The sequence below is a fragment of the Arenibacter sp. P308M17 genome (assembly GCF_003426735.1).
Classification (GTDB): domain Bacteria; phylum Bacteroidota; class Bacteroidia; order Flavobacteriales; family Flavobacteriaceae; genus Arenibacter.
Genome location: NZ_QVON01000015.1, coordinates 1 through 20,695, shown reverse-complemented (window position 1 = coordinate 20,695; position 20,695 = coordinate 1). Strand labels below are relative to the sequence as shown.

Below are 20,695 nucleotides of genomic sequence, written 5' to 3'. Positions count from 1 at the left end.
AGCGGTTATCCCTCAATTAATTAAACCGAACACTCATGAAGATTAAAAGAAATCAACGCAGGGAATTTATTAAGCAAAGTGGTTTAGGACTAATGGGCCTAACACTTTTGCCTTCAACCTATGGCCAGTTTGCTCCCAGTGATCGCCTACGGGTGGCACACATAGGTGTTGGGGGTATGGGCAACAACCATATGAAATGGTTCAGCGCCCTGCCGGAAGTGGACGTGGTAGCGCTTTGCGATGTAGACGAAATGCACCTGGCCAATAGCCTAAAAACCATGGAAACCCTACAGCCAGGAAAAAAAGTAAAAGGGTACGGGGATTTCAGGAATATCCTGGATCGTAAGGATATCGATGCCATTACCTGTGCTACCCCTGACCATTGGCATGCCCAGATCGCCACTTTGGCTTTTCAGGCAGGAAAGGATGTATATGGTGAAAAACCGCTTTCCTATGATGTTAAAGAGGGACAGATGATGCTTAAAAATTTGGAAGGGCACCAGCGTATTTTCCAAATGGGGAACCAGATACATGCCACAGACAACTTCCACCGGGTTGTTGAAATACTCAAGGCCGGTGCCATTGGGAAAGTGCATACGGTCCGTTTATGGAAAACGGGGGCACCACCTAATTTGGGCAATCCCAAAAGTGTTGCCGTACCCAAAGGTCTAAATTGGGATATGTGGTTGGGGCCCGCCCCCTATGTAGATTATGTTCCTGAAAAATGCCACTTTACCTATAGGTATTTCCTGGATTATTCCGGAGGCTTCTTTGCCGATTTTTGGTGCCATATAGCCGATGTAGCTTTTTGGGCCTTGGAGCCAAAGGGCCTAAAAAATATTGTTGCCAGAGGAGAAAAAGCTGAAGGTATTGCCGATACCCCTAAATGGATCGAAATAGATTATGAGTTCGAAGATCTAAAAATTTACTGGACCACCGAACCGCCCAAAGTACCTGGTGCCGTAGACCGTGGAATTGGAGCCTATTTTGAAGGCGACAAGGGCAGTCTGATCTGTGATTATAATACTAGGGAAATAACCATTAATGGAGAAACCATGACCGAAATCCCTGAAATACCGCAAAGCATAATCCGCTCTCCAGGACACCAACAAAACTTTGTGGACTCTGTAAAATCCAGGATCCAACCCGAATCAAATCTTGCCTATGCCCGCCAAATGACGTTGCCGATGCATTTGGGACTAATTTCCTATAGATTGGGAAGAAAACTTGATTGGGATTCGGAAAATGAAAAATTTATTGGGGATTCGGAAGCCAATGCCCTATTATCCAGAAAGGCGCGAAAGGCCTGGTGGTTGGTAAGCTAAGCCCTTCTTCCCTTATTGTTAATTGTCCATTGTTAATTGCTTATTGTTAATTGTTCATTATTCCCGAATTTTACAAAAACAAAAAATAATAAGATGTCCGAAAACAAAATTGCATTGGTAACAGGAGGAAGTCGTGGCCTAGGTAGGGATATGGCCATTAATATTGCAAAAAAGGGAATCGATGTCATTATCACCTACCGCTCCAATAAATCGGCCGCAGATAAAGTAGTTGCGGAGATTGGGAAGATGGGCAGAAAAGTCCATGCTCTGCAATTGGATACTAGCAAAATTCCTTCCTTTGATGACTTTTTCAAGCAGCTTTCCTCCCAAATAAAAACGGGGACGGGTAAGGAAAAGATCGATTTTTTAATAAACAATGGCGGTACTGGAATTTATCAGCCTTTTGTTGACACCACGGAAGAACAATTTGATGAAATGGTGAATGTACATTTTAAGGGGGTCTATTTCTTAACACAAAAGGCTTTGCCCTATTTAAATGACGGCAGCAGGATAATAAATATTTCTTCCGGCCTAACCAGGTTTACTTTTCCCAATTCATCGGCCTATGCCCCGGCTAAAGCTGCCGTAGAAGTATTTACCAGATACTTGGCCAAGGAATTGGCCCATAGAAAAATTACAGCCAATGTAGTGGCACCAGGTGCCGTGGCAACCGACTTTGGTAAGGGTGAAAACAAAACAAATGAGCAAAAGAGGAAGGCAGTTACCGCTGCCACTGCTTTGGGAAGAGTGGGAGAACCCGAAGATATTGGCGGTGTGGTGGCCTTTTTATGTACGGAGGACGCCCGATGGATTAATGGTCAGCGTATAGAGGCCTCTGGAGGGATCCTATTATAGAACACAATGCAATAAGAGGGCTATTAAGCCCCCTTACAATACCGATTCCAAAAAATTGGGCCTACTCCTCTTCCCCTTCCAAAGCTCCAACAATCCCGGCCTCTTCGTTTTCAAAAGCATCCAATGCTTCCAAGTCTTCATTATATACATTGGATTTCGGTGTAGAAGCCTTAAGGGAGTTAAACTTTTCCAATTGATCCAAATCACCTTCATCACCAGAAAAATAAGGAAACACATCTATAATAAGAGATTCTGAGATTACGGGAATGGTATAATCGCCCATAGTACCCTTCATGGCCTCTATGGTATGGTCATAGGCTTCCTTAACATCATTGGCCTGCACCAATAAATAGGTATTGGTCTTTCTTTCCTTACCACTATTCTCATCGAAGGCAATTAGGGCCACTTTGGATTTGAACCAGCGATCTGAATTCTCAAAAGGATGCACTTCCGATAAATTGGCGACTTTTATATTCGTTATCAAGAATTCCTCACTGGTGTAGGCCGCCATTTCCTCGTTAATTCTGGCTTCTGCCTCGGTATACGATATCGCATCCAATAAATAGGATTCCGTGGTTACCTTCTGTTCTCCCGTCTCATGGGTTTTTCTGTATTTTACTTTGCACTCGTACCAAGTCTGACTCATATCTATATTTTTTTAAAGGATGCCAAAAATAGTCCTTAAAGAAAATATTGCATCCCAATTCCCTATATAGATATTCACAATTTCAATATATAATTCCTGTCGGGATAGTGATGGTAAAAGTCCATTTTTCAATGGCTTTCGTATAAACAGCAGCTGCAACTGCTTCCCTTTCTAGAACTATAGGATAGGAATGCATTTATTTCTTTACTTTTATGGGAGCAATTATACTTTATCCTAATCAACCAATGCCAAGGAACATGATATTAAATATTCGATGAAAAAAATTATCCAGACCTCCTTCCTTTTTGTACTTCTATTGACCTGGTGCCAAGGAATGACCCAAAGTAGTGCCTCCAACCCCAATTACACCTATAAAAAAGGAAATCCAAATGGTATTGGAAAATGGTATTTGGGAAGGGAAATCGCCCATGTAATGGGGTATCAGGGAATGCAATGGCTGGACCGTCCAGAGCGCGAAGAAGAGGAAAACACAACTACCCTATTGCTAAATATGGCTATTGAACCGGAGGATAAGATAGCAGATATTGGCGCTGGATCCGGTTACCATGTATTTAAGATGGCAAAATTGGCCAGGCATGGCCTTATCTATGCCGTTGATATTCAGGATGAAATGTTGCAGGAGATCAATAATCGCAAAGACCGGGACCAAATAAAGAATGTAAGGGTAATAAAAGGAGGTGAAAAAAACATAAACATCCCTGAAAATTCTTTGAACAAGGTACTTATGGTAGATGTTTACCATGAATTTAATTATCCGGCAGAAATGTTGGTATCCATTAAAAAAGCGCTAAAGGCCGATGGTGAACTGTTTTTGATAGAATACCGGGGTGAAGATGGGTCGGTGCCCATAAAACCGATCCACAAAATGACGGAGGCCCAGGCCATCCGGGAAATGCAGGAAGCCGGAATGAAACTACACAGAAACATAGAGAACCTACCATGGCAGCATTGTATGGTTTTTATTAAAGATTAAGTACTGGCATACCAGATTTGTCCAAGCTGAAATTTGAAAAACCGATCAATTTGTTCAACGGGAAGGATCTGAGTGGCTGGAAATTGATAGACCCTAACAAATCCAACGGTTTTAAGGTGGTAGATGGTATCCTTATGAACGATCCCGTCCAACCGGAAGATGGTGAACATATTTCCTATGGCAACATTAGGACCCAACAGGACTTTAGCGATTTTAACCTAAAATTGGAAGTCATGGTTCACTAAGGTAACAATAGTAATGTTTACCTACTAGGAGGCCTTGCTTTTTATTTTTCCATTTTAAGGACCGCAAATTTTCCTTTGTTCCAACCATGTACCAAAAGGTACAATTGTTTGGATCCGCTTTCGGTAACAATATGCGGCCAGACCTGATGGATATTGGTTAGAACAGGAATATCCAAATCCCCCGGGATTACCGTGGAAAGTAACTTCTCCCCGGAATGCACATAAATAGGTGCCGATTTTTGGTCGCCAATGGCCTGCAAAGCATTAAGAAAGTAATGCTCCGCTTCATAGGAGATATTACATACCAAACTGCCTTCCGGAATTTCATTGAAAGTTTCCACAAACTTACCCTTCTTGGTAAACTTTACTACCTGCCCTGCTGCCCTATTGGCCACAAGAATATAGTTTTCATGGGCATAGATACCATGTGCGGTCTGAAACTGTCCAGGTTTATCCCCTTTTCCTCCCCAGGCAAGTTTTCCCCAACTCCAAACACCGTTCTTCTCCTTTATTGTCATTACAAAATCCCCTGCAGAATAACCATGGGCCACATATAGGGTGCCATTAAGATAAGTTACATCCGTAACCCCAAAATTACTGTCCTTTGAACCGAAGAACGTATTGGCTTCGTCAAATTTAAATTCATTTCCGGTAGGCTTCAAAATTTCACTAACGATCGTTCCGTCCAAGGTAAGTACAAGAACTCTTTTTCCCTCCTGCGCCACTGCCAAGTATTTTTCACCTTTATGGACAAAGAATACAATCCCGTGGATGTTATCCTTTAAACGTTCATCGGAACCGAGGGTGGACCATTTTGTCAAATCTGGGCTTATGGCACAAAGTCCATAGCCAGGTATTCCCGTATACACAATGCCCGTTTCGGGATCTTCGTTAAACCCTCCGTGCATTCCAGGTTCAAATGCATGGGCATCCTCAGGAAAGGCCGCCGTTAATTCCTGGTCCCATGAAAAAACAAACTCCCCTTGACCCGTTATTAGTTTTGCCTGCTTGGGTATTTCATCCGAGGATATTGGGCCATGCGGATGATGATGGGCCAAGTCATTATGTTCTTGCGCATGGTGCGTATGATCGTGTTGGGCATTTTGCGCCGTTATGGTGCTGGAAAATCCTAAAAAGGATACGACTGAAAATACTGTAAGTGCAGTTTTATTATGCATGGTTCGGTTCTTAATTTTTTTTTGAAAGTTAAACATTCTTATTTTAATATTCAACCGATTCAGGATCTACTATTTTCGTTTTATCACTCGGTTGGTTTATGCATCTATTACTACCATACTTTAGGTAATGGGAAGCACTTAGCATAGGATATATTTCCCAAAGTATCTTCGCTTGACGAAAGAATATACCTTTAGTATTCCAAAACAAAATTTAGACGGATCAATATCAAAAGTTGTGTGTGAATTGGAATAAGATAGAATCTTATATCCCAAATTCGTGTTCTGTTCATTTTTTGCATCGCCCAAATGCAGAGCATTCATGAATACCAATAAAAAACAATAGACAAACTGATGAATAAAAAACGACCAGGGCCGAACAACCAAGGTACAGTGTACCTTGGCTTGGAGGAGCCGGCAGTAGCCAAGGCCAACTTTGCAACACTTACAATTAAAAGAGCCGAACAACCTCCGCACCGTTTAGACCATTCCCTAAATTAAAATCGCAAGTACTTTATGTTAGTGTCTTGTCAACCCTACTTTAGCCATCCCAAGTCTTGTTCTTTTTCACCCGGCCTTCGTTAAAAAACAGTTCAGTAGCTACGGCTATGCAACATTTTTTTGCCTTGGCCAGATAAAAAATAACGGCGACTTAAACGACACAGTAGCATTGACACGACACTAGTGGAAGTTTTGTAAATTTATACCGGATCAAATTCTTCGGCCTCATTTGATCCAAATCCGATTTTAAATCCGGAGGTACGGTATTACCATAATTTTAAGACATGGGAAAACAATTAGATTCTATTTCAGCTGAATTGAAAGAATTCATTGAAAAGCAAAAAGTATTTTTTGTGGGTACGGCGGCTTCCGAAGGTAGGGTAAACCTATCGCCCAAAGGGACCGATTCATTTAGAATCCTTGACAAAAACAAAATCATATGGCTTAATCTAACCGGTAGTGGCAATGAAACCGCAGCACATTTATTGAAGAACAATAGAATGACGATCATGTTCTGCGCATTTGAAGGAAAACCAATGATACTAAGGCTGTACGGACAGGCTAAAATATACCACAAAAGGGAAATGGAATTCCATAGGTATATAAACCTATTCCCTGAAAACACTGGCTCCCGACAGATTATTGAACTGGATATCGATATGGTTCAGACCTCTTGTGGCTTTGCCGTCCCTTTTATGGATTTTAAAGAGGACCGAAACGTTCTCAACTCCTGGTCCGAAAAACAGGGAAAGGCCGGAATTGAAGCCTATTGGGAAACTAAAAATACCTTGAGCATAGACGGATTTGAAACCAAAATACTGGGTGATTAGCCCCCCCTACTCCGGTAATTCCAATAGTTTATCAGCCCCAATAGTTACCAGTGTCCTGTTATTCTTAGTTTATACTACATTGGTCTGTAGCCTATGGAAAATGTTATTACCATTAAATCACCTTTAGCGATTTCCCCACTTTGGTAAAGGCCTCCACTGCCTTTTCCAAATGGTGCTGTTCATGGGCCGCGGACAATTGTACCCTAATTCTGGCTTTCCCCTTGGGAACGACCGGATAGAAAAAACCGATTACATAAATTCCCTCTTCCAATAATTTGGCAGCAAACTCTTGGGCCAGTGGAGCCTCATAGAGCATTACCGGAACAATGGGGTGATCTCCGGGTACTATATCGAAACCGGCTGCAGTCATCGCAGACCGGAAATAAGTAGTATTGGCCTCCAACTTATCCCTAAGCGCAGTGGAGGATGAAAGAAGATCCAGCACCTTTATGGAAGCCCCTACTATGGATGGCGCCAAGGTGTTGGAAAACAAGTAGGGCCTGGAGCGTTGTCTTAGCATTTCCACAATTTCCTTTCTAGCCGCCGTAAATCCTCCCGAGGCTCCCCCAAGGGCTTTACCATAGGTACCGGTAATGATATCGATCCTTCCCATTACATTTCTATATTCGTGGGAACCACGGCCAGTGGCGCCTAAAAAGCCGGTGGAGTGACATTCGTCTATCATGACCATGGCCCCATACTTATCCGCCAAATCGCAGATTTTATTCAATTGTGCAATGGTTCCGTCCATTGAAAAGGAACCATCGGTCACGATCAATATTCTTCGGGAACCATGGGCCGCTTTTAGTTGCTCCTCCAGGTCCTTCATGGAGTTGTGCTCATACCTAAAACGTTTTGCCTTGCACAACCTTATCCCATCTATGATGGAAGCATGGTTCAATGCATCCGAAATAATAGCGTCTTCAGCACCAAGAATGGGTTCGAACAAGCCGCCATTTGCATCAAAGGCTGCAGCATATAGGATGCAATCCTCCATCCCTAAAAATTCGGCGGTCTTTCGTTCCAATTCCTTATGGATATCCTGGGTACCACAAATAAAACGAACCGAAGATAGCCCATATCCATGGGTGTCAATAGCCTCCTTACCTGCATTTATAACTTCCGGATGGGCAGAAAGTCCCAAATAATTGTTAGCACAAAAATTAAGCACATTCGCGGTATTGGTGGTTTGGATCTCTGCCCCCTGTGGTGTTGTAATTATTCTTTCCTCCTTATAGAGTCCCTCTGCCCTAATCGCTTCAAGCTCTTCCTGTAATGCATTTTTTATCGTTGTATACATATCTACTGTTTTTTTAGGTGCCCAACCTGGGTCAGGCGGTTCTGTTTTGTTTAAACGGGCCTATCATCTATTGCTGTGCAACGTACTGTTCCCTTAGTTTATCGATCATGATCCGGACAATCGTTTCCAGACTGTATTGCGGTTTCCACCCCCAATCCATGGTTGCCTCAATGTCGTTTATGGATTTTGGCCATCGGGCAGCAATATCCTGCCTGAAATCCGGCTCATATCTTATTTTAAATTCCGGATAAAATTTACGGATTTCCTTAACAATATCCTCTGGCGAAAAACTACTTCCCGCAAGGTTATAGGCCGTTCTTATTTTAATATCTTCCTTTGGTGCCTCCATTAATTCCAAGGTGGCCCTTATAGCGTCTTCCATAAAGATCATGGGCAGGGTAGTATCTTCATTTAGGAAACAGACAAATTCCTCTTCCAAAACGGCCTTGTGAAAAATATCCACGGCGTAATCCGTTGTACCTCCCCCTGGTAAGGATTGGTATCCAATGATCCCGGGATAACGAAGGGACCTTACGTCCAAACCATATCTTAAAAAATAATATTGCGCCCATTGTTCCCCGGCCGCCTTGCTCATTCCGTAAACGGTTGCCGGGTTCAGATAGGCTTTGTTGGGCGTGTTCACCCAAGGGGCATCCTCCCCAAAAACGGCAATGGAACTTGGAAAGAACACCTTGTCCACCCCATGGATTCTGGCAACTTCCAATACATTGAAGAGCATCTTCATATTTAGGTCCCAAGTTGCCAACGGATCTGCTTCCCCCTTGGCCGACAAAATTGCCGCTAAATGATAGATTTGGGTTATGCCATATCTTAAAACCACCTCTGTCAATTGCTCCCTATCCGTGGCATCCAACTCTTCAAATTTTCCCTTAAAATGATGCCCTTTCCGTATATCCGACGCCACTACATTGTCCAAACCATAATGGTGCTGTAACTCTTTTACAAGCACAGACCCCAATTGTCCATTGGCCCCGATGACCAGAACTTTTGCTTTCATAATACACCGTTTTAATCCAATCAACAAAAGTGTTAATTACTATCAAAATTACTAAATACGATATTAATAATTAAATAATAGTATTAAGTAAGCTATAATTCCTACTATATTAACAATTAAAAGTTATATTTACTTTTTTATCTTAAAAAATGGACGTTTAAAAGTAAATTTTCTGACTATTATGGAGCAATTGGATATGACCGATATTACCATACTAAGGATTTTGCAAAAGGATTCCAAAAAAACGGCAAAGGAAATTGCAGCGATCCTCAATCTTACCGCCTCTCCAGTATACGAAAGAGTGCGCAGACTGGAAAGGCAAGGCGTTATTAAAAAATACGTGGCCATACTGGACAAAAAACAGATAGACCGATCCATAACCGTTATATGCCAAGTATCCATGCGGTACCATAATGAAGCCTTTATTGAAAAATTTGAGGCACAGGTACAGGGTTTGGACGAGGTACAGGAGTGCTACCATTTGGCGGGACAGGTAGATTTTATCTTAAAGATCCACACCAAAAGTCTGGAGGAATATCATGATTTTGTAAAGACCAAACTTTCCAAGATTGAAAATATTGGTGTTCTCAACAGTACCTTTGTCCTAAAGGAAATAAAACATTCTTCGGAATACTACATTTAATTCCCACCGCTTTTTTACATTTGTTTCCATGGCCAATCATAACATTAAAGGACGCATTTTGTAGATATTGACCATACCTTATGTATATAATATCAAAACCGTTACCCTATTTGAATAATATGAAAATAGTAAGAACCGATATGGAGCTGGAAACTCCCTTTATAGACCAAACGCTTCGCGAAAAAGGACATGATCTGGTATTGCTCCCGGATGGGGTATCGGAAGAAATCCTAATGAAAGCATTGGAAGATTGCGATATCTTATTAATGTGCTACACCCCCATTACCCAAAAAATAATAGATTCGGCAAAAAAGCTCAAGGCAATAGTAAAATATGGGGTAGGAATAGATGCCATAGATATTCCGGCCGCCAACGCAAGAGGCATAGTAGTGGTCAATATTCCGGAATACGCAGAAGAGACCGTTGCCGAAGGGGCATTTGCCCTGTTAATTGCGCTGGCCAAAAAGCTGCCCGTGCTACAAAAGCAAATGGACAGCAAAGCTTGGGTTTGGCCAAGTCAGCCGTGGTTGGGATTGGATATTTCCGAAAAAACGTTGGGTATCATTGGTTGTGGTAAAATAGGCGGTAGTATGGCCAGAATGGCAGGCTTGGGATTTAGGGCCAAAATTATTGGTTACGACCCGGGCAAATCCAAAGAAGAATTGGCAAAAAAGGGGATCCAAAAATATAACGACCTCACCGAAATGATCAAGGAGTGCGATTTTATTTCACTTCATGCCGTTTTGAACAAGGAAACCAAACACCTCATAGGAGCCAAGGAATTTGAGGTAATGAAACCAAACGCCATAATAATCAATACTGCAAGGGGAGCCTTGATAGACGAATTGGCTCTTTTGGACGCCTTGGAAAGAAAGCAAATTGCAGGTGCCGGACTTGACGTCTACAGCATGGAGCCGTTGAACAAAACGGACCATCCGCTAAAAAGACTTTATGAAATGGACAATGTCATCCTTCTGCCCCATTTAACCTTTTATACCCATGAAGCCATGCACAGGCTGGAAGTAGAGACCTTGGAGAGAATCACGGAAATAATGGAGAACAGACCTGTTTTGATCAAATCCAAAGATCCACGGCTTCAAAATCAGTCCAAGATTAGTATATGATCGGGCCCTAAGTCCCAATAAATTTTGCCAACCTAAATAATTGATATTGAAATGAAAGCAGTTTTAACTATCGGCCTTCTAATTTTAAGCAATTCATTTATGATTATTGCCTGGTATGGCCATCTAAAATTTTCCGAATTAAAATGGTTCAACAAGCTGGGGTTGATTTCCATAATCCTCATAAGTTGGGGAATTGCCCTTTTCGAATATGTGTTTCAAGTACCGGCAAATAGAATAGGGTTTAAAGAAAATGGCGGCCCCTTTACTTTGATTCAATTAAAGGTAATACAAGAAGTCATTACATTGATCGTTTTTGCGGTGTTTACGCTCATCGTATTCAAAACGGAAACTTTCAGGTTGAACCACATCATTTCCTTTATCTTTTTGATATTAGCGGTGTATTTTATGTTTAAAAAATAGAAGATTATGCAAATTACCTCCCAACACATGCAGGACGTGCTGTACCAACTATTCTTAAAACACAGATTTTCCCATGAAAAGGCCTATTTGTTGGCCTAGACCTATACCTAGAGTACCCTGGCCGGAGTAAATTCCCATGGAATAAACCGTGTTCCCCTATTTTTGGAATATGTGGAAAATGGTAGCGTTAAAATTAATGCCGAAGCCGAAAAAGTGGAATCATTTGGCAGTATCGAACGATGGGACGGGAATTATGGCCCTGGCATCATCAATGCTACCAAGTGTACCCACCGTGCCGTGGAATTGGCCAAAACTCACGGCATGGGCCTAGTGGCATTGCGCAACACCAACCATTGGATGCGGGGTGGCGTCCAAGACGTAGAACCCATGCAGCCCGGAGATACGATCTACTATCCCGGGGAAAGGAGTGCCCCTGCCAGGGAAGAAAATCTAAAGAACGGAATGCCGGTCAGCGATAGTGTTTGGGAAAAGATAATGGTATTGTCCAAATCATAAATAATTATATTTTACAAAAAATGAAACCGACATGTTTAAAATAATCTTTAAACACACAAAGGAATTATTATTTTTAAACATCAAACCCGCCCATACCGGGCTGAGGTTACACCCGCCAGAATGACTTTGTCGGGCTGGTGTGACATTTGAAAAACAATAAATATAAACACATGAAAAAATCCACCATAGCGGAAATCAGGGAACGGTTCGATAATGATGTGGAGCGTTTCTCCAATTTGGACACTGGCCAACTTACCACAATCGACGCCAAAATTATATTGGAATTGATTACTGAAGCGGCCAAAAGAATTGCTCCCAATGCAGGGCAATTATTGGACATCGGATGTGGCGCCGGAAACTATTCCTTAAAGATGCTCTCCAAGCTCCCAAACCTGGAATGCACCTTGGTAGACCTTAGTGCCCCAATGTTGCACAGGGCCTTCGAAAGGGTGTCCAAAGAGACCCATAAAAAGGTGCACATGGTACAGGGAGATATTAGGGAAGTATCCCTAAAGGAAAACCATTTCGACATCATATTGGCCGGTGCCGTACTGCACCATTTAAGGGAGGAACAAGACTGGGAAAATACCTTTGGAAAAATATACGGCCTACTAAAACCGGGAGGCTGTTTCATGATTTCGGACCTGATCACCCAGGACAGCGAAATACTCAATGAATATACTTGGGAAAGATATGGGGAATATTTGGAGGAATTGGGAGGAAAGGATTACAGAAAAAAAGTGTTGGATTATGTGGATAAGGAGGATTCTCCCAGATCTATAAACTATCAGCTGGACCTTATGAAAAAGCTAGGCTTCAGCAAGGTAGAGATTTTGCATAAGAACATGTGTTTTGGGGCCTTTGGTGGTATAAAATAGATATTCCCTACATTTACTCGATAATCGAGATTTAAACCTGCCAGGCAGGTGCTCCAACGCTTGCCCGCCTGAACGGAACGGACGGGCCCGCCCGTTCCGTTCAGGCGGGCGTCGAAATCAAACTTGAATTTCCTTTCAATGCCTCGTGGACTCGCCCCTAGGTAGTTTTCTAACAAAATAGGTTAATTTTAGGTTGTCCCACACTCATAATCGTACTAATAAATGCACCATTATTGAAGGGGAAGTTGTAAATTAATGAACTGATTTAAACTTTTTTGATCGAAGTGAAAATCAGCTATTTTTTGTCCAATTGAAACTCTTTTTGAGTTGCATAGCAGGACTACCGAACAAAAACCTGCCGGCAGGCAGGAAAGATGAAAAGTGGGCGAAAAAGAGCGATTCCCGCCCGTTCTTGGTCAGGCGGGTTTTAACCAATTGAGAAAAGTTTAAATGAGTTCAATATTCAAAAAATAAAGGGTATGGCCTTGAAGCTGAAAATACGGTTCCTAATTCTTCTTTCCGCAATCGGTTTGGTGTCGTGTGCCCCATCCCCCTCAAAAATCATAGAGATCAGAGGTGTCTATGGAAATCCACAACCTTTGTGGGATAAAGGATATAAACTTAACGACCTTGGGGTAAATGCCATCTTTGTCCATAGCGGATCCATCAACGAAGAAATGATTGACCGTGCAAAGGCGGAAGGGGCCAAGGTTTATGCCGAATTCGCCACCTTGAACGGCAAAGGTTATGTGGAAACCCATCCGGAGGCCTGGGCCATAAACGAAAAAGGAGAAAGGGTTAGGGCCGCCACTTGGTTTATGGGGGTCTGCCCTACCGAACCCGGTTTCAGAAAATATCGTTTTGATCAGCTGCGCGACTTATTGCTGGAATATGATCTGGATGGCGTTTGGATGGACTATGTACATTGGCACGCCCAATTTGAGGATCCTGAACCCATTCTACCCGAAACTTGCTTTTGCGAGCACTGCCTAAATAGTTTTTCAAAGGTTGGCAACATCCCTTTGCCGGATGCCTCTACCCCTGAAAAGGCCGAATATATTCTTAGCCATCATGATTGGGCCTGGCGAAAATGGCGTTGCGAAGTTATTTATGATTGGACTTCCAATTTTAAGGGTATCATTGCCGAAATAAAGCCCAACACCCTCCTTGGCCTGTACCATTCTCCTTGGGATGACGGAGAATTTGATGGTGCCAGGGAACGAATTCTGGGTCTGGATTACGATCTTTTGAAGAAAACCATAGATGTTTTTTCACCTATGGTCTATCATCAAAGGATGGGAAGGACTCCACAATGGGTCCAGGAAAACATTGAATGGTTCAGCAAAAAGATAGGGGCCGAAAATGATGCCTACCCCAAGATATGGCCCATAGTCCAAGCCTATAACGAGCCGGGCATCGTTACCCATGAAGATTTTGAAACGGTATTGCGCGGAGGATTAACCGGGAAATCGACCGGAGTAATGATGTTTACCACCCAGGCCATAGCGGAGGATAAAGCTAAAACAGAGGTGATGAAAAAAGTGTATAACGAATTTATGGTAGGGCCCGGTAAATAAACTATCCACATCAGTTTTGGAACGAAACAAAATTCCTTGGTCAGGACCGGATGATAAATTGGCAGGAAGCTTTAATCAATATGTCTTAAGTTGTAAAAACGGATTTCACTGCCCCTGCCTTTTGCTAAGGATGGACACCCAAAGTTTATAGAAACCAATAATGATAACTTGGGAGCAATAAAACGTCCCTACCCAGTGGGCCAAAAACCCAGCCTCTTGTTCCCATACCATTACTTATAGCATAGAGCATACAGCCAATGGCATATTGCTTACAACTTACGGCATTCCACAAAAAAAGGGAAGAAACTACTGCCCTTCCCTTTTGCCATAATTCAAACATAACCTTAACCTTCTAGACCGGCATGTCCGGCAATTTCCAACCGTCCCTGTAGGTGTGCTTTATCAATTCGGCAGCAAACCCACTTGCAGAATAGGGTTCCGTCCATTCCTTTTCAAATTTTGGACGTCCGTCCTTCATGACAAAATTATCACGGATTACAGTCTTGATGGTTTCGTCCTCTCCTATATTGGTAAATTTCATCTTCTCCCCATCCCAGTCCAAAATTTTATTCAAGGATTGCAGCCTAACCGCAAGCACTCCCATAACGACCATTTCATTAAAGGGACCGGCCTCCGAAAAATCTGAAGTACAGGGTTTGCGATTTTCCGGATTCTCCTTACAGGCCCTGACCCAATCCATTTCATGGGCACCTTTGTTCCAGGCAAGGCCAATTTCCTTCTCTACCCTGCGCTCCGTCTCCGCTACTTTGGGTAGATCCCGGCCCAATATTTCGGGTTCCACCCCATAACAGCCTGCATGTATAATTCCTTTGGTACCGTAAAAGAAAGTCCCTCCACCGGACTTGTTGGGGTTTTTTCCGCTAGGCCAGTTGGCCGGTAGATCGGGTTTTATGCCCCCATCATACCAGTTCACCTCTACCTCGGGCAATTTAATCCTGCCCTTTCTTCCACGCTCAGGGAAGGTCATTTGTACGGACTGTGCCGTTGGGGCACTGTCCTTCAATAACAAAGAGGAACTTCCCTGTACTTTGGTGGGATAGCCCAATTTTAAAGCTTCAAATACGGGATGTAGAATATGGCAGGCCATATCCCCCAAGGCTCCAGTGCCGTAATTCCACCATCCCCGCCAGTTCCATGGGTGATATACTTCATTGTAGGGAATCAATTCTGCCGGTCCCGTAAACAGGTCCCAATCCAAGGTGTCGGGAACCCATTGTCCTTGGGTAGGGGGATTCACTCCCTGTGGCCATATCGGCCTATCCGTAAAGGATTCCACCTTGGTTATATCCCCTATGGCACCACTCCATATCAATTCACAGGTCTTGGCCACTCCCTCTCCGGAAGCCCCTTGATTCCCCATCTGGGTAGCCACATTGTGCTTCTTGGCCAACTTGGTCAACAATCGGGATTCATACACGGAGTGTGTCAACGGTTTTTGCACATAAACATGTTTTCCACGGACCATGGCATCTGCCGCCACTATGGCGTGGGTATGATCGGCCGTAGCTACCAGAACGGCATCAAAATCGTTGCCCATCTCATCATACATTACCCTAAAATCTTTGTACTTCTTCGCATTTGGAAAATGATCAAAACAATTCTTCGCATATTTCCAATCCACATCGCACAATCCAACAATGTTTTCGGTCTGTAAATTTCTTAGATTACCAAACCCCATGCTACCTACACCCACCCCCACAATATTCAGTTTATCGCTTGGCGCTTTATATCCCAGTCCTGAAATAACATTACTGGGGAGGATAGTAATTCCTGCTGCGGCCACTCCCGTTTTACTGATAAATGACCTTCGTGTAATTGGTGAGGACTTGTTTGGTTCCTTTTTCATTTTTAAAATTGTTTTGTTCGATTTGTAATAGACTTGATTTGTACTTTATACCCATTAAAATTCGTAAAAATTTTGGTAATTAGGGTCAATATGGATCATTTGCTTTTAAATTGATGGAAATTTTACTTAGTTTACATCTAAATTTCCATATTCCAAAATGCCCAAAACACTTTACCGAGTTTACGTTGTGGAATTATCGAAACGTGTTTTTAATGAAAATGCGAAGTTTAGAGCGGCCAATCCCCAATATAACGGGGTACTGGAATGCCTATATGTTGGTATGACCTCCAAGATGCCCAAGGAGCGATTTGAACAGCATAAGACAGGATATAGAAATAAAAAAGGACATAGATTATCGTCCAACATAGTTGAAAAATATGGTCTTTATCTGAGGCCCAGCCTATATCATCATATAGATCCCGTATTGACCAGGGCGGAAGCACTGGAAATAGAGGAAGGCCTGGCCCTGGAATTAAGGCGGGAGCGCTATGCCGTCTGGTACAATTGAGCGGACACGGTTATCTATTTCATCAATTCTATTCTTCCTCCATAAGTAAGGGGACATTTGCGTAATCCGTATTTCTCAATAAACGCAGCCCTTGAATTGGACATGGAATATGAAATTCCATGGCAATATGTAAGAGCTTTCAAATGAAATAAAAAAATGCTTAACTACTAATTCATAATTCTTATTTTAGGAATGTAAAACGGAAATGTGCAAGTTTTCACAACCCTATTACAGGTCAAGATTTACCCCCTTTAAGCGCAATATGAAAAATATCCTAATCATCCTTTTTACCACTTTCAGTATTTTATGCTGCTATTCCCAAATCCTAAAGAAAAAAATTCCGGATAAATTGGTAGTACTTACCTTTGATGACGCCCCGGCCAGTCAATATTCCATTGTAGCCCCAATGTTAAAAGAGTTCGGTTTTGGAGCTACTTTTTTTGTCTGTGAGTTCCCTCCCGATTATAAGGACAGTACCTTGTACATGAATTGGAGACAGATCAAGGCTCTGGACAAAATGGGGTTTGAAGTGGCCAATCACACTCAAAGCCATGCCAATGTAAGCAAGCTCACCCAATTGGAATTTAATGCAGAATTGGAGTACATTGAAGGTAAATGCGATTCCCTTGGGATAGCCCGACCACGAAACTTTGCCTATCCGGGCTATGGCCTAAATGATAACGTTCTTAGGTTTTTGGAAAAAAAAGGATATCTCTTCGCCAGAGCTGGCGGCAGCAGGGCCTACGACCCATTGACAGATCATCCCTTTTTAATACCCAGTTGGGCCACCAATGCGGATAACAAAAGTGAAATTTTATCCGCTCTTGACCAAGCTAAAGACGGAAAGATCGTAGTGCTTACCTTTCACGGCGTACCCGATGTGGAACATCCATGGGTAAATACTCCTCCTGCTTTATTTAAGGAATACCTACAATACCTATCCCAAAATAATTTTAAAGTAGTTTCCCTAAGGGATTTACGCTCCTATATTAATGTTGACGTGGCCAAAAGAAGTATTGTTCCCGATTTATCCAAAAAGCATAAGAATTAATACTGGCCCATTGCAGGAATCACATTTAGGATCAATAAATAAAATCACTCAAGGTTTAATAGCCAGTTTAAAAACTAAATTTTCCAGCAATAGTTCATGGGATTTCACTATATTTCAATAGCCTATAACCAAGGCTCCCACCACACAATCAAGACTCCATAACAATGCCGACCTTTACAATAACATCCCCCCACACCCTACAGTACTTGACCAAGAATTGTTCGAGGGCCATTTTTTTCCTCATCTTGGGCCTTACCCTTTCCCTATGCCAGCGACCTATGGAAATTGATGTGGCTCCCGATGAACACCGGTTTAAAAAAATTGTACTTACCGAGGAAACCATGGATCCTACGGCCTTATCCGTTGCCCATAACGGTAAGGTTTATTTTGCTGAGGATATCGGTACCATTAAGGTGTACGACCCCGATTCAAAATCCGTATCAGTGGTTGGGGAATTAAAGGTATTCAGCTGCGGGGAGGAAGGATTGATAGGTATGACGTTGGACCCCGATTTCAAGGCTAATGGTTGGCTGTACGTAAACCGTACCATGTCCGATTATATGGATTTGCCCTGTTCCGAAGTCTATAAAAATCCGGAATTACGTTTCGAAGACCCTACATCCCATCAGGTAATTTCACGGTTCACCGTAGTCAACGATACCTTGGACCTGTCCTCCGAAAAAGTACTGTTGAAAGCGCCAAACCAACATATGCGCCACATAGGTGGATCCCTGGCTTTTGATGGTGCAGGAAATCTATATATCTCTATTGGAGAAAATACGCATCCAGGCTTCCTTAACCCCTACGCACCCTTGGACGAGCGTCCCGGGAGAAAAAATTACGACACCCAGAGAACGTCTGCCAATACTATGGACTACAGGGGTAAAATTTTACGGATCCACCCTGAGGATGATGGTTCTTATACCATCCCGGAAGGAAACCTGTTTCCCGAGGACGACCCTATGGCACTTCCTGAAATTTATGTCATGGGCTGTAGAAACCCTTTTAGAATTTCCGTTGATGCAGGGACCAATACCTTATTTTGGGGAGAAGTAGGTCCTGACGCCTATGCCGATATTGCAAGAGGTCCCAAAGGTTATGACGAAATCAATGCTACCAAGGAAGCAGGTTTTTTCGGTTGGCCCTATTTTATAGCCAATAACCAGGCCTATGCCGAATATGATTACGATACGGAAAAGGCGGGCAAGCCATTTGATGCGAACAGACCGGAGAACAATTCTCCCAATAATACGGGAATGAAAATACTCCCCCCGGCAAAGCCCGCATTCATATGGTACCCATATGAAGCCTCCGAAGATTTCCCGCAATTGGGCGAAGGTGGAAGAACTGCTATGGCCGGACCTGTTTATCATTTTGACTCCAACAACCATTCCTCTGAAAAATTTCCATCCTATTTTGACAAGGCCTTGTTTATTTATGACTGGATGCGGGGATGGATTAAAATTGTTAGAATGGATGAAAACGGGAAGCTAATAAAGATTGAGGACTTTATGCCGTCTACCCGTTTCCTTAGTCCGATAGATGTGCAATTTGGTCCCGATGGATCACTTTACATTTTGGAATTTGGAACCACCTGGGGTGCCAATCCTGATGCCAGACTCATTAAAATTGAATATATCCAAGGCAATAGGCCGCCACATATTGAAATTAATGCCGACAAAACGGTGGGTATCTGTCCTTTGACCGTTAATTTTAATAGCAATGGCACCTTGGATTATGACGTGGACGATAAAATTACCTATAGCTGGAAATTTACTACCCAAGAAATTCAGTCCACCGAGCCCAATCCAACCTTTACCTTCAACGTACCTGGGATATACACGGCTACCCTGACCGTTACCGATACCCAAGGAGCAACGGCCACCTCTGAAATAAAGATTAAGGCGGGCAATGATGCCCCTAAATTAACGATCGATATGCCCAATAGGGGTAGCTTTTATTGGGATCAAGATCAAATACCATACAACATTGGCTTAACGGACAAAGAGGACGGTAATTTGGAAAACGGGGACATAGACCCTGCATCCGTACAGGTCTACCTGGAATGGATGAAGGGAACCTATACCCTGGAACCATCTGTAGGAGGTACAGGGGAATTAAAAAGTCAGGGAGAAAAGCTGATCGGGGAAAGTGATTGCAGAAGTTGCCATAAAATAAACGAACGGGCCATAGGGCCATCCTTTATGGAGGTTGCCAAAAAATATAGGGAGGATGACAAGGCTGTGGATTATATAGCCAAAAAAATCATTTCCGGGGGCAGTGGGGTTTGGGGCGAAATTAGTATGACCGCCCATCCTTTATTTTCCGAAGCGGATGCAGCTAAAATGGCCGACTATATATTATCCTTGACCAAGAAAGACACAAACACCTTAAAATTGAACGTACAGGGGACTATAGATATCCCTGCTACCGCTTCGGATGAAAACAGAACCTATGTCCTGAAAGCCTCCTATACAGATAAAGGGGCTTCCGGCATGGAACCCATTACCGTTTCGGCCATCCGCATGCTCCAAGCTCCAAAATTGGAAGCCGAGAACTTTTCCACGCAACGGGATGTTTTAAGCGAAGTAGGGAACAATGGGGTTTCCATGGGTTTTTCCTCTTCTTATATATCCTTTAAAAATATAGATCTAACCATGGTAGACTCCGTTACCTTTAAATACAGCTATAAGGGCCCAGAATGTTTTATAACCATTAAAACCGGATCCCCGAACGGGGAGACTATTGGCAAAGCCAGATTTTTCAATTCCCCTGAGTCCAAAAACAAGAAACAGCTCACCATACCCATAAAAGAAACTACCGGCTTAAATGAGGTGTTCTTTCTGCACGATAAGGCTCCCGATATTCATGAAGAAATCTATTTGGATTGGATCGAATTTCACAAAAGACCATAATTACGGATCAATCTCAAAAGTTGTGTGTGAATTGGAAAAAGATAGAATTTTATATCCCAAATTCATCTTCTGTTCATTTTTTGCATCGCCCAAAAACGACCAGGGCCGAACAACCAAGGTACAGTGTACCTTGGCTTGGAGGAGCCGGCAGTAGCCAAGGCCAACTTTGCAACACTTACAATTAAAAGAGCGAACAACCGCTGCAGCGTCCAGACCGCTTTCACTTGGGTGAAATGCTCTTTGGACGCCTTCCTTAGGCCAAAGTGAAAACTCCTTGATTTACTACTAAAATAAAAATAGGCCGTTC

Annotated in this window: 20 protein-coding genes; 14 read left to right on the top strand and 6 right to left on the bottom strand. The window is 42.8% G+C overall.

The genetic code is table 11. The features are described from left to right. Positions 1–35 precede the first annotated feature (35 nt). Together D0S24_RS20650 and D0S24_RS20645 are read left to right on the top strand one after the other, a co-directional pair. Complete coding sequence (locus tag D0S24_RS20650) at positions 36–1,325, top strand: Gfo/Idh/MocA family protein (RefSeq protein ID WP_117021749.1); 1,290 nt, start codon at positions 36–38, stop codon at positions 1,323–1,325. Positions 1,326–1,418: 93 nt separating this feature from the next. Then, on the top strand, positions 1,419–2,180 hold the full coding sequence (locus D0S24_RS20645; RefSeq protein WP_117021748.1) for an SDR family oxidoreductase: 762 nt from the start codon (positions 1,419–1,421) through the stop codon (positions 2,178–2,180). 61 nt (positions 2,181–2,241) lie between these two features. Here the strand turns inward: D0S24_RS20645 and D0S24_RS20640 are convergent, their stop codons facing one another. Further along, a complete protein-coding gene (locus D0S24_RS20640) occupies positions 2,242–2,826 on the bottom strand; it encodes a DUF4494 domain-containing protein (protein ID WP_117021747.1) in 585 nt (194 codons plus the stop codon). Positions 2,827–3,100: 274 nt separating this feature from the next. Here D0S24_RS20640 and D0S24_RS20635 point away from each other — a divergent pair, with 274 nt between their 5' ends. Together D0S24_RS20635 and D0S24_RS20630 are read left to right on the top strand one after the other, a co-directional pair. Then, positions 3,101–3,820 carry a class I SAM-dependent methyltransferase gene (locus D0S24_RS20635; protein ID WP_117021746.1) on the top strand — a complete coding sequence of 240 codons (720 nt, stop codon included), beginning with the start codon at positions 3,101–3,103 and terminating at the stop codon, positions 3,818–3,820. Positions 3,821–3,837: 17 nt separating this feature from the next. Continuing rightward, the gene (locus D0S24_RS20630; RefSeq protein ID WP_220377799.1) at positions 3,838–4,065 is read left to right on the top strand and encodes a family 16 glycoside hydrolase; all 228 of its coding nucleotides are present in this window, start codon (positions 3,838–3,840) and stop codon (positions 4,063–4,065) included. Positions 4,066–4,106: 41 nt separating this feature from the next. On the opposite strand, the gene D0S24_RS20625 is transcribed toward D0S24_RS20630, so the two are convergent. Further along, on the bottom strand, positions 4,107–5,243 hold the full coding sequence (locus D0S24_RS20625; RefSeq protein ID WP_147321493.1) for a hypothetical protein: 1,137 nt from the start codon (positions 5,241–5,243) through the stop codon (positions 4,107–4,109). Positions 5,244–6,025: 782 nt separating this feature from the next. On the opposite strand from D0S24_RS20625, the gene D0S24_RS20620 reads away from it, so the two are divergent. After that, positions 6,026–6,571 (top strand): pyridoxamine 5'-phosphate oxidase family protein, encoded by a 546-nt coding sequence (locus D0S24_RS20620; protein WP_117021743.1) that lies wholly within the window; start codon positions 6,026–6,028, stop codon positions 6,569–6,571. A gap of 112 nt (positions 6,572–6,683) precedes the next feature. Here the strand turns inward: D0S24_RS20620 and kbl are convergent, their stop codons facing one another. After that, positions 6,684–7,871 carry a glycine C-acetyltransferase gene (kbl, locus tag D0S24_RS20615; protein ID WP_117021742.1) on the bottom strand — a complete coding sequence of 396 codons (1,188 nt, stop codon included), beginning with the start codon at positions 7,869–7,871 and terminating at the stop codon, positions 6,684–6,686. A gap of 67 nt (positions 7,872–7,938) precedes the next feature. Next, positions 7,939–8,889 (bottom strand): NAD-dependent epimerase/dehydratase family protein, encoded by a 951-nt coding sequence (locus tag D0S24_RS20610; protein WP_117021741.1) that lies wholly within the window; start codon positions 8,887–8,889, stop codon positions 7,939–7,941. Positions 8,890–9,070: 181 nt separating this feature from the next. Between D0S24_RS20610 and D0S24_RS20605 the strand changes: the two genes are divergently transcribed. The 6 genes from D0S24_RS20605 (at position 9,071) to D0S24_RS20580 (ending at position 14,047) form a co-directional block, all read left to right on the top strand. Beyond that, positions 9,071–9,532 (top strand): Lrp/AsnC family transcriptional regulator, encoded by a 462-nt coding sequence (locus tag D0S24_RS20605; RefSeq protein ID WP_117021739.1) that lies wholly within the window; start codon positions 9,071–9,073, stop codon positions 9,530–9,532. 119 nt (positions 9,533–9,651) lie between these two features. Continuing rightward, positions 9,652–10,656, top strand: a complete 1,005-nt coding sequence (locus tag D0S24_RS20600; protein WP_117021766.1) for a 2-hydroxyacid dehydrogenase — start codon at positions 9,652–9,654, stop codon at positions 10,654–10,656. Between the two features lie 51 nt (positions 10,657–10,707). Further along, positions 10,708–11,076, top strand: a complete 369-nt coding sequence (locus tag D0S24_RS20595) for a DMT family protein (RefSeq protein WP_117021737.1) — start codon at positions 10,708–10,710, stop codon at positions 11,074–11,076. A 117-nt stretch (positions 11,077–11,193) separates the two neighbouring features. Continuing rightward, on the top strand, positions 11,194–11,592 hold the full coding sequence (locus tag D0S24_RS20590; protein ID WP_117021735.1) for an Ldh family oxidoreductase: 399 nt from the start codon (positions 11,194–11,196) through the stop codon (positions 11,590–11,592). A 170-nt stretch (positions 11,593–11,762) separates the two neighbouring features. After that, a complete protein-coding gene (locus tag D0S24_RS20585; protein ID WP_117021733.1) occupies positions 11,763–12,470 on the top strand; it encodes a trans-aconitate 2-methyltransferase in 708 nt (235 codons plus the stop codon). Positions 12,471–12,949: 479 nt separating this feature from the next. Continuing rightward, positions 12,950–14,047, top strand: a complete 1,098-nt coding sequence (locus D0S24_RS20580) for a family 10 glycosylhydrolase (protein ID WP_117021731.1) — start codon at positions 12,950–12,952, stop codon at positions 14,045–14,047. 352 nt (positions 14,048–14,399) lie between these two features. Here the strand turns inward: D0S24_RS20580 and D0S24_RS20575 are convergent, their stop codons facing one another. Next, positions 14,400–15,914, bottom strand: a complete 1,515-nt coding sequence (locus tag D0S24_RS20575; protein WP_117021729.1) for a Gfo/Idh/MocA family protein — start codon at positions 15,912–15,914, stop codon at positions 14,400–14,402. A 157-nt stretch (positions 15,915–16,071) separates the two neighbouring features. On the opposite strand from D0S24_RS20575, the gene D0S24_RS20570 reads away from it, so the two are divergent. The 3 genes from D0S24_RS20570 (at position 16,072) to D0S24_RS20560 (ending at position 20,388) form a co-directional block, all read left to right on the top strand. Further along, positions 16,072–16,422: a ribose-5-phosphate isomerase gene (locus D0S24_RS20570; protein WP_117021728.1), complete on the top strand. Its 351-nt coding sequence runs from the start codon at positions 16,072–16,074 to the stop codon at positions 16,420–16,422. Positions 16,423–16,684: 262 nt separating this feature from the next. Next, complete coding sequence (locus D0S24_RS20565) at positions 16,685–17,473, top strand: polysaccharide deacetylase family protein (RefSeq protein ID WP_117021727.1); 789 nt, start codon at positions 16,685–16,687, stop codon at positions 17,471–17,473. A 164-nt stretch (positions 17,474–17,637) separates the two neighbouring features. Next, complete coding sequence (locus tag D0S24_RS20560; protein WP_117021725.1) at positions 17,638–20,388, top strand: PQQ-dependent sugar dehydrogenase; 2,751 nt, start codon at positions 17,638–17,640, stop codon at positions 20,386–20,388. Between the two features lie 62 nt (positions 20,389–20,450). On the opposite strand, the gene D0S24_RS21220 is transcribed toward D0S24_RS20560, so the two are convergent. Further along, a partial coding sequence (locus tag D0S24_RS21220) for a hypothetical protein (RefSeq protein ID WP_181938156.1) occupies positions 20,451–20,695 on the bottom strand: 245 nt, incomplete at its 5' end.

What these genes read in the sequence shown, in the direction of transcription:
- D0S24_RS20650 (WP_117021749.1), top strand. Translation starts at nt 36, where the DNA reads ATGAAGATTAAAAGAAATCAACGCAGGGAATTTATTAAGCAAAGTGGT.
- D0S24_RS20645 (WP_117021748.1), top strand. Translation starts at nt 1,419, where the DNA reads ATGTCCGAAAACAAAATTGCATTGGTAACAGGAGGAAGTCGTGGCCTA.
- D0S24_RS20640 (WP_117021747.1), bottom strand. Translation starts at nt 2,826, where the DNA reads ATGAGTCAGACTTGGTACGAGTGCAAAGTAAAATACAGAAAAACCCAT.
- D0S24_RS20635 (WP_117021746.1), top strand. Translation starts at nt 3,101, where the DNA reads ATGAAAAAAATTATCCAGACCTCCTTCCTTTTTGTACTTCTATTGACC.
- D0S24_RS20625 (WP_147321493.1), bottom strand. Translation starts at nt 5,243, where the DNA reads ATGCATAATAAAACTGCACTTACAGTATTTTCAGTCGTATCCTTTTTA.
- D0S24_RS20620 (WP_117021743.1), top strand. Translation starts at nt 6,026, where the DNA reads ATGGGAAAACAATTAGATTCTATTTCAGCTGAATTGAAAGAATTCATT.
- kbl (WP_117021742.1), bottom strand. Translation starts at nt 7,871, where the DNA reads ATGTATACAACGATAAAAAATGCATTACAGGAAGAGCTTGAAGCGATT.
- D0S24_RS20610 (WP_117021741.1), bottom strand. Translation starts at nt 8,889, where the DNA reads ATGAAAGCAAAAGTTCTGGTCATCGGGGCCAATGGACAATTGGGGTCT.
- D0S24_RS20605 (WP_117021739.1), top strand. Translation starts at nt 9,071, where the DNA reads ATGGAGCAATTGGATATGACCGATATTACCATACTAAGGATTTTGCAA.
- D0S24_RS20600 (WP_117021766.1), top strand. Translation starts at nt 9,652, where the DNA reads ATGAAAATAGTAAGAACCGATATGGAGCTGGAAACTCCCTTTATAGAC.
- D0S24_RS20595 (WP_117021737.1), top strand. Translation starts at nt 10,708, where the DNA reads ATGAAAGCAGTTTTAACTATCGGCCTTCTAATTTTAAGCAATTCATTT.
- D0S24_RS20585 (WP_117021733.1), top strand. Translation starts at nt 11,763, where the DNA reads ATGAAAAAATCCACCATAGCGGAAATCAGGGAACGGTTCGATAATGAT.
- D0S24_RS20580 (WP_117021731.1), top strand. Translation starts at nt 12,950, where the DNA reads ATGGCCTTGAAGCTGAAAATACGGTTCCTAATTCTTCTTTCCGCAATC.
- D0S24_RS20575 (WP_117021729.1), bottom strand. Translation starts at nt 15,914, where the DNA reads ATGAAAAAGGAACCAAACAAGTCCTCACCAATTACACGAAGGTCATTT.
- D0S24_RS20570 (WP_117021728.1), top strand. Translation starts at nt 16,072, where the DNA reads ATGCCCAAAACACTTTACCGAGTTTACGTTGTGGAATTATCGAAACGT.
- D0S24_RS20565 (WP_117021727.1), top strand. Translation starts at nt 16,685, where the DNA reads ATGAAAAATATCCTAATCATCCTTTTTACCACTTTCAGTATTTTATGC.
- D0S24_RS20560 (WP_117021725.1), top strand. Translation starts at nt 17,638, where the DNA reads ATGCCGACCTTTACAATAACATCCCCCCACACCCTACAGTACTTGACC.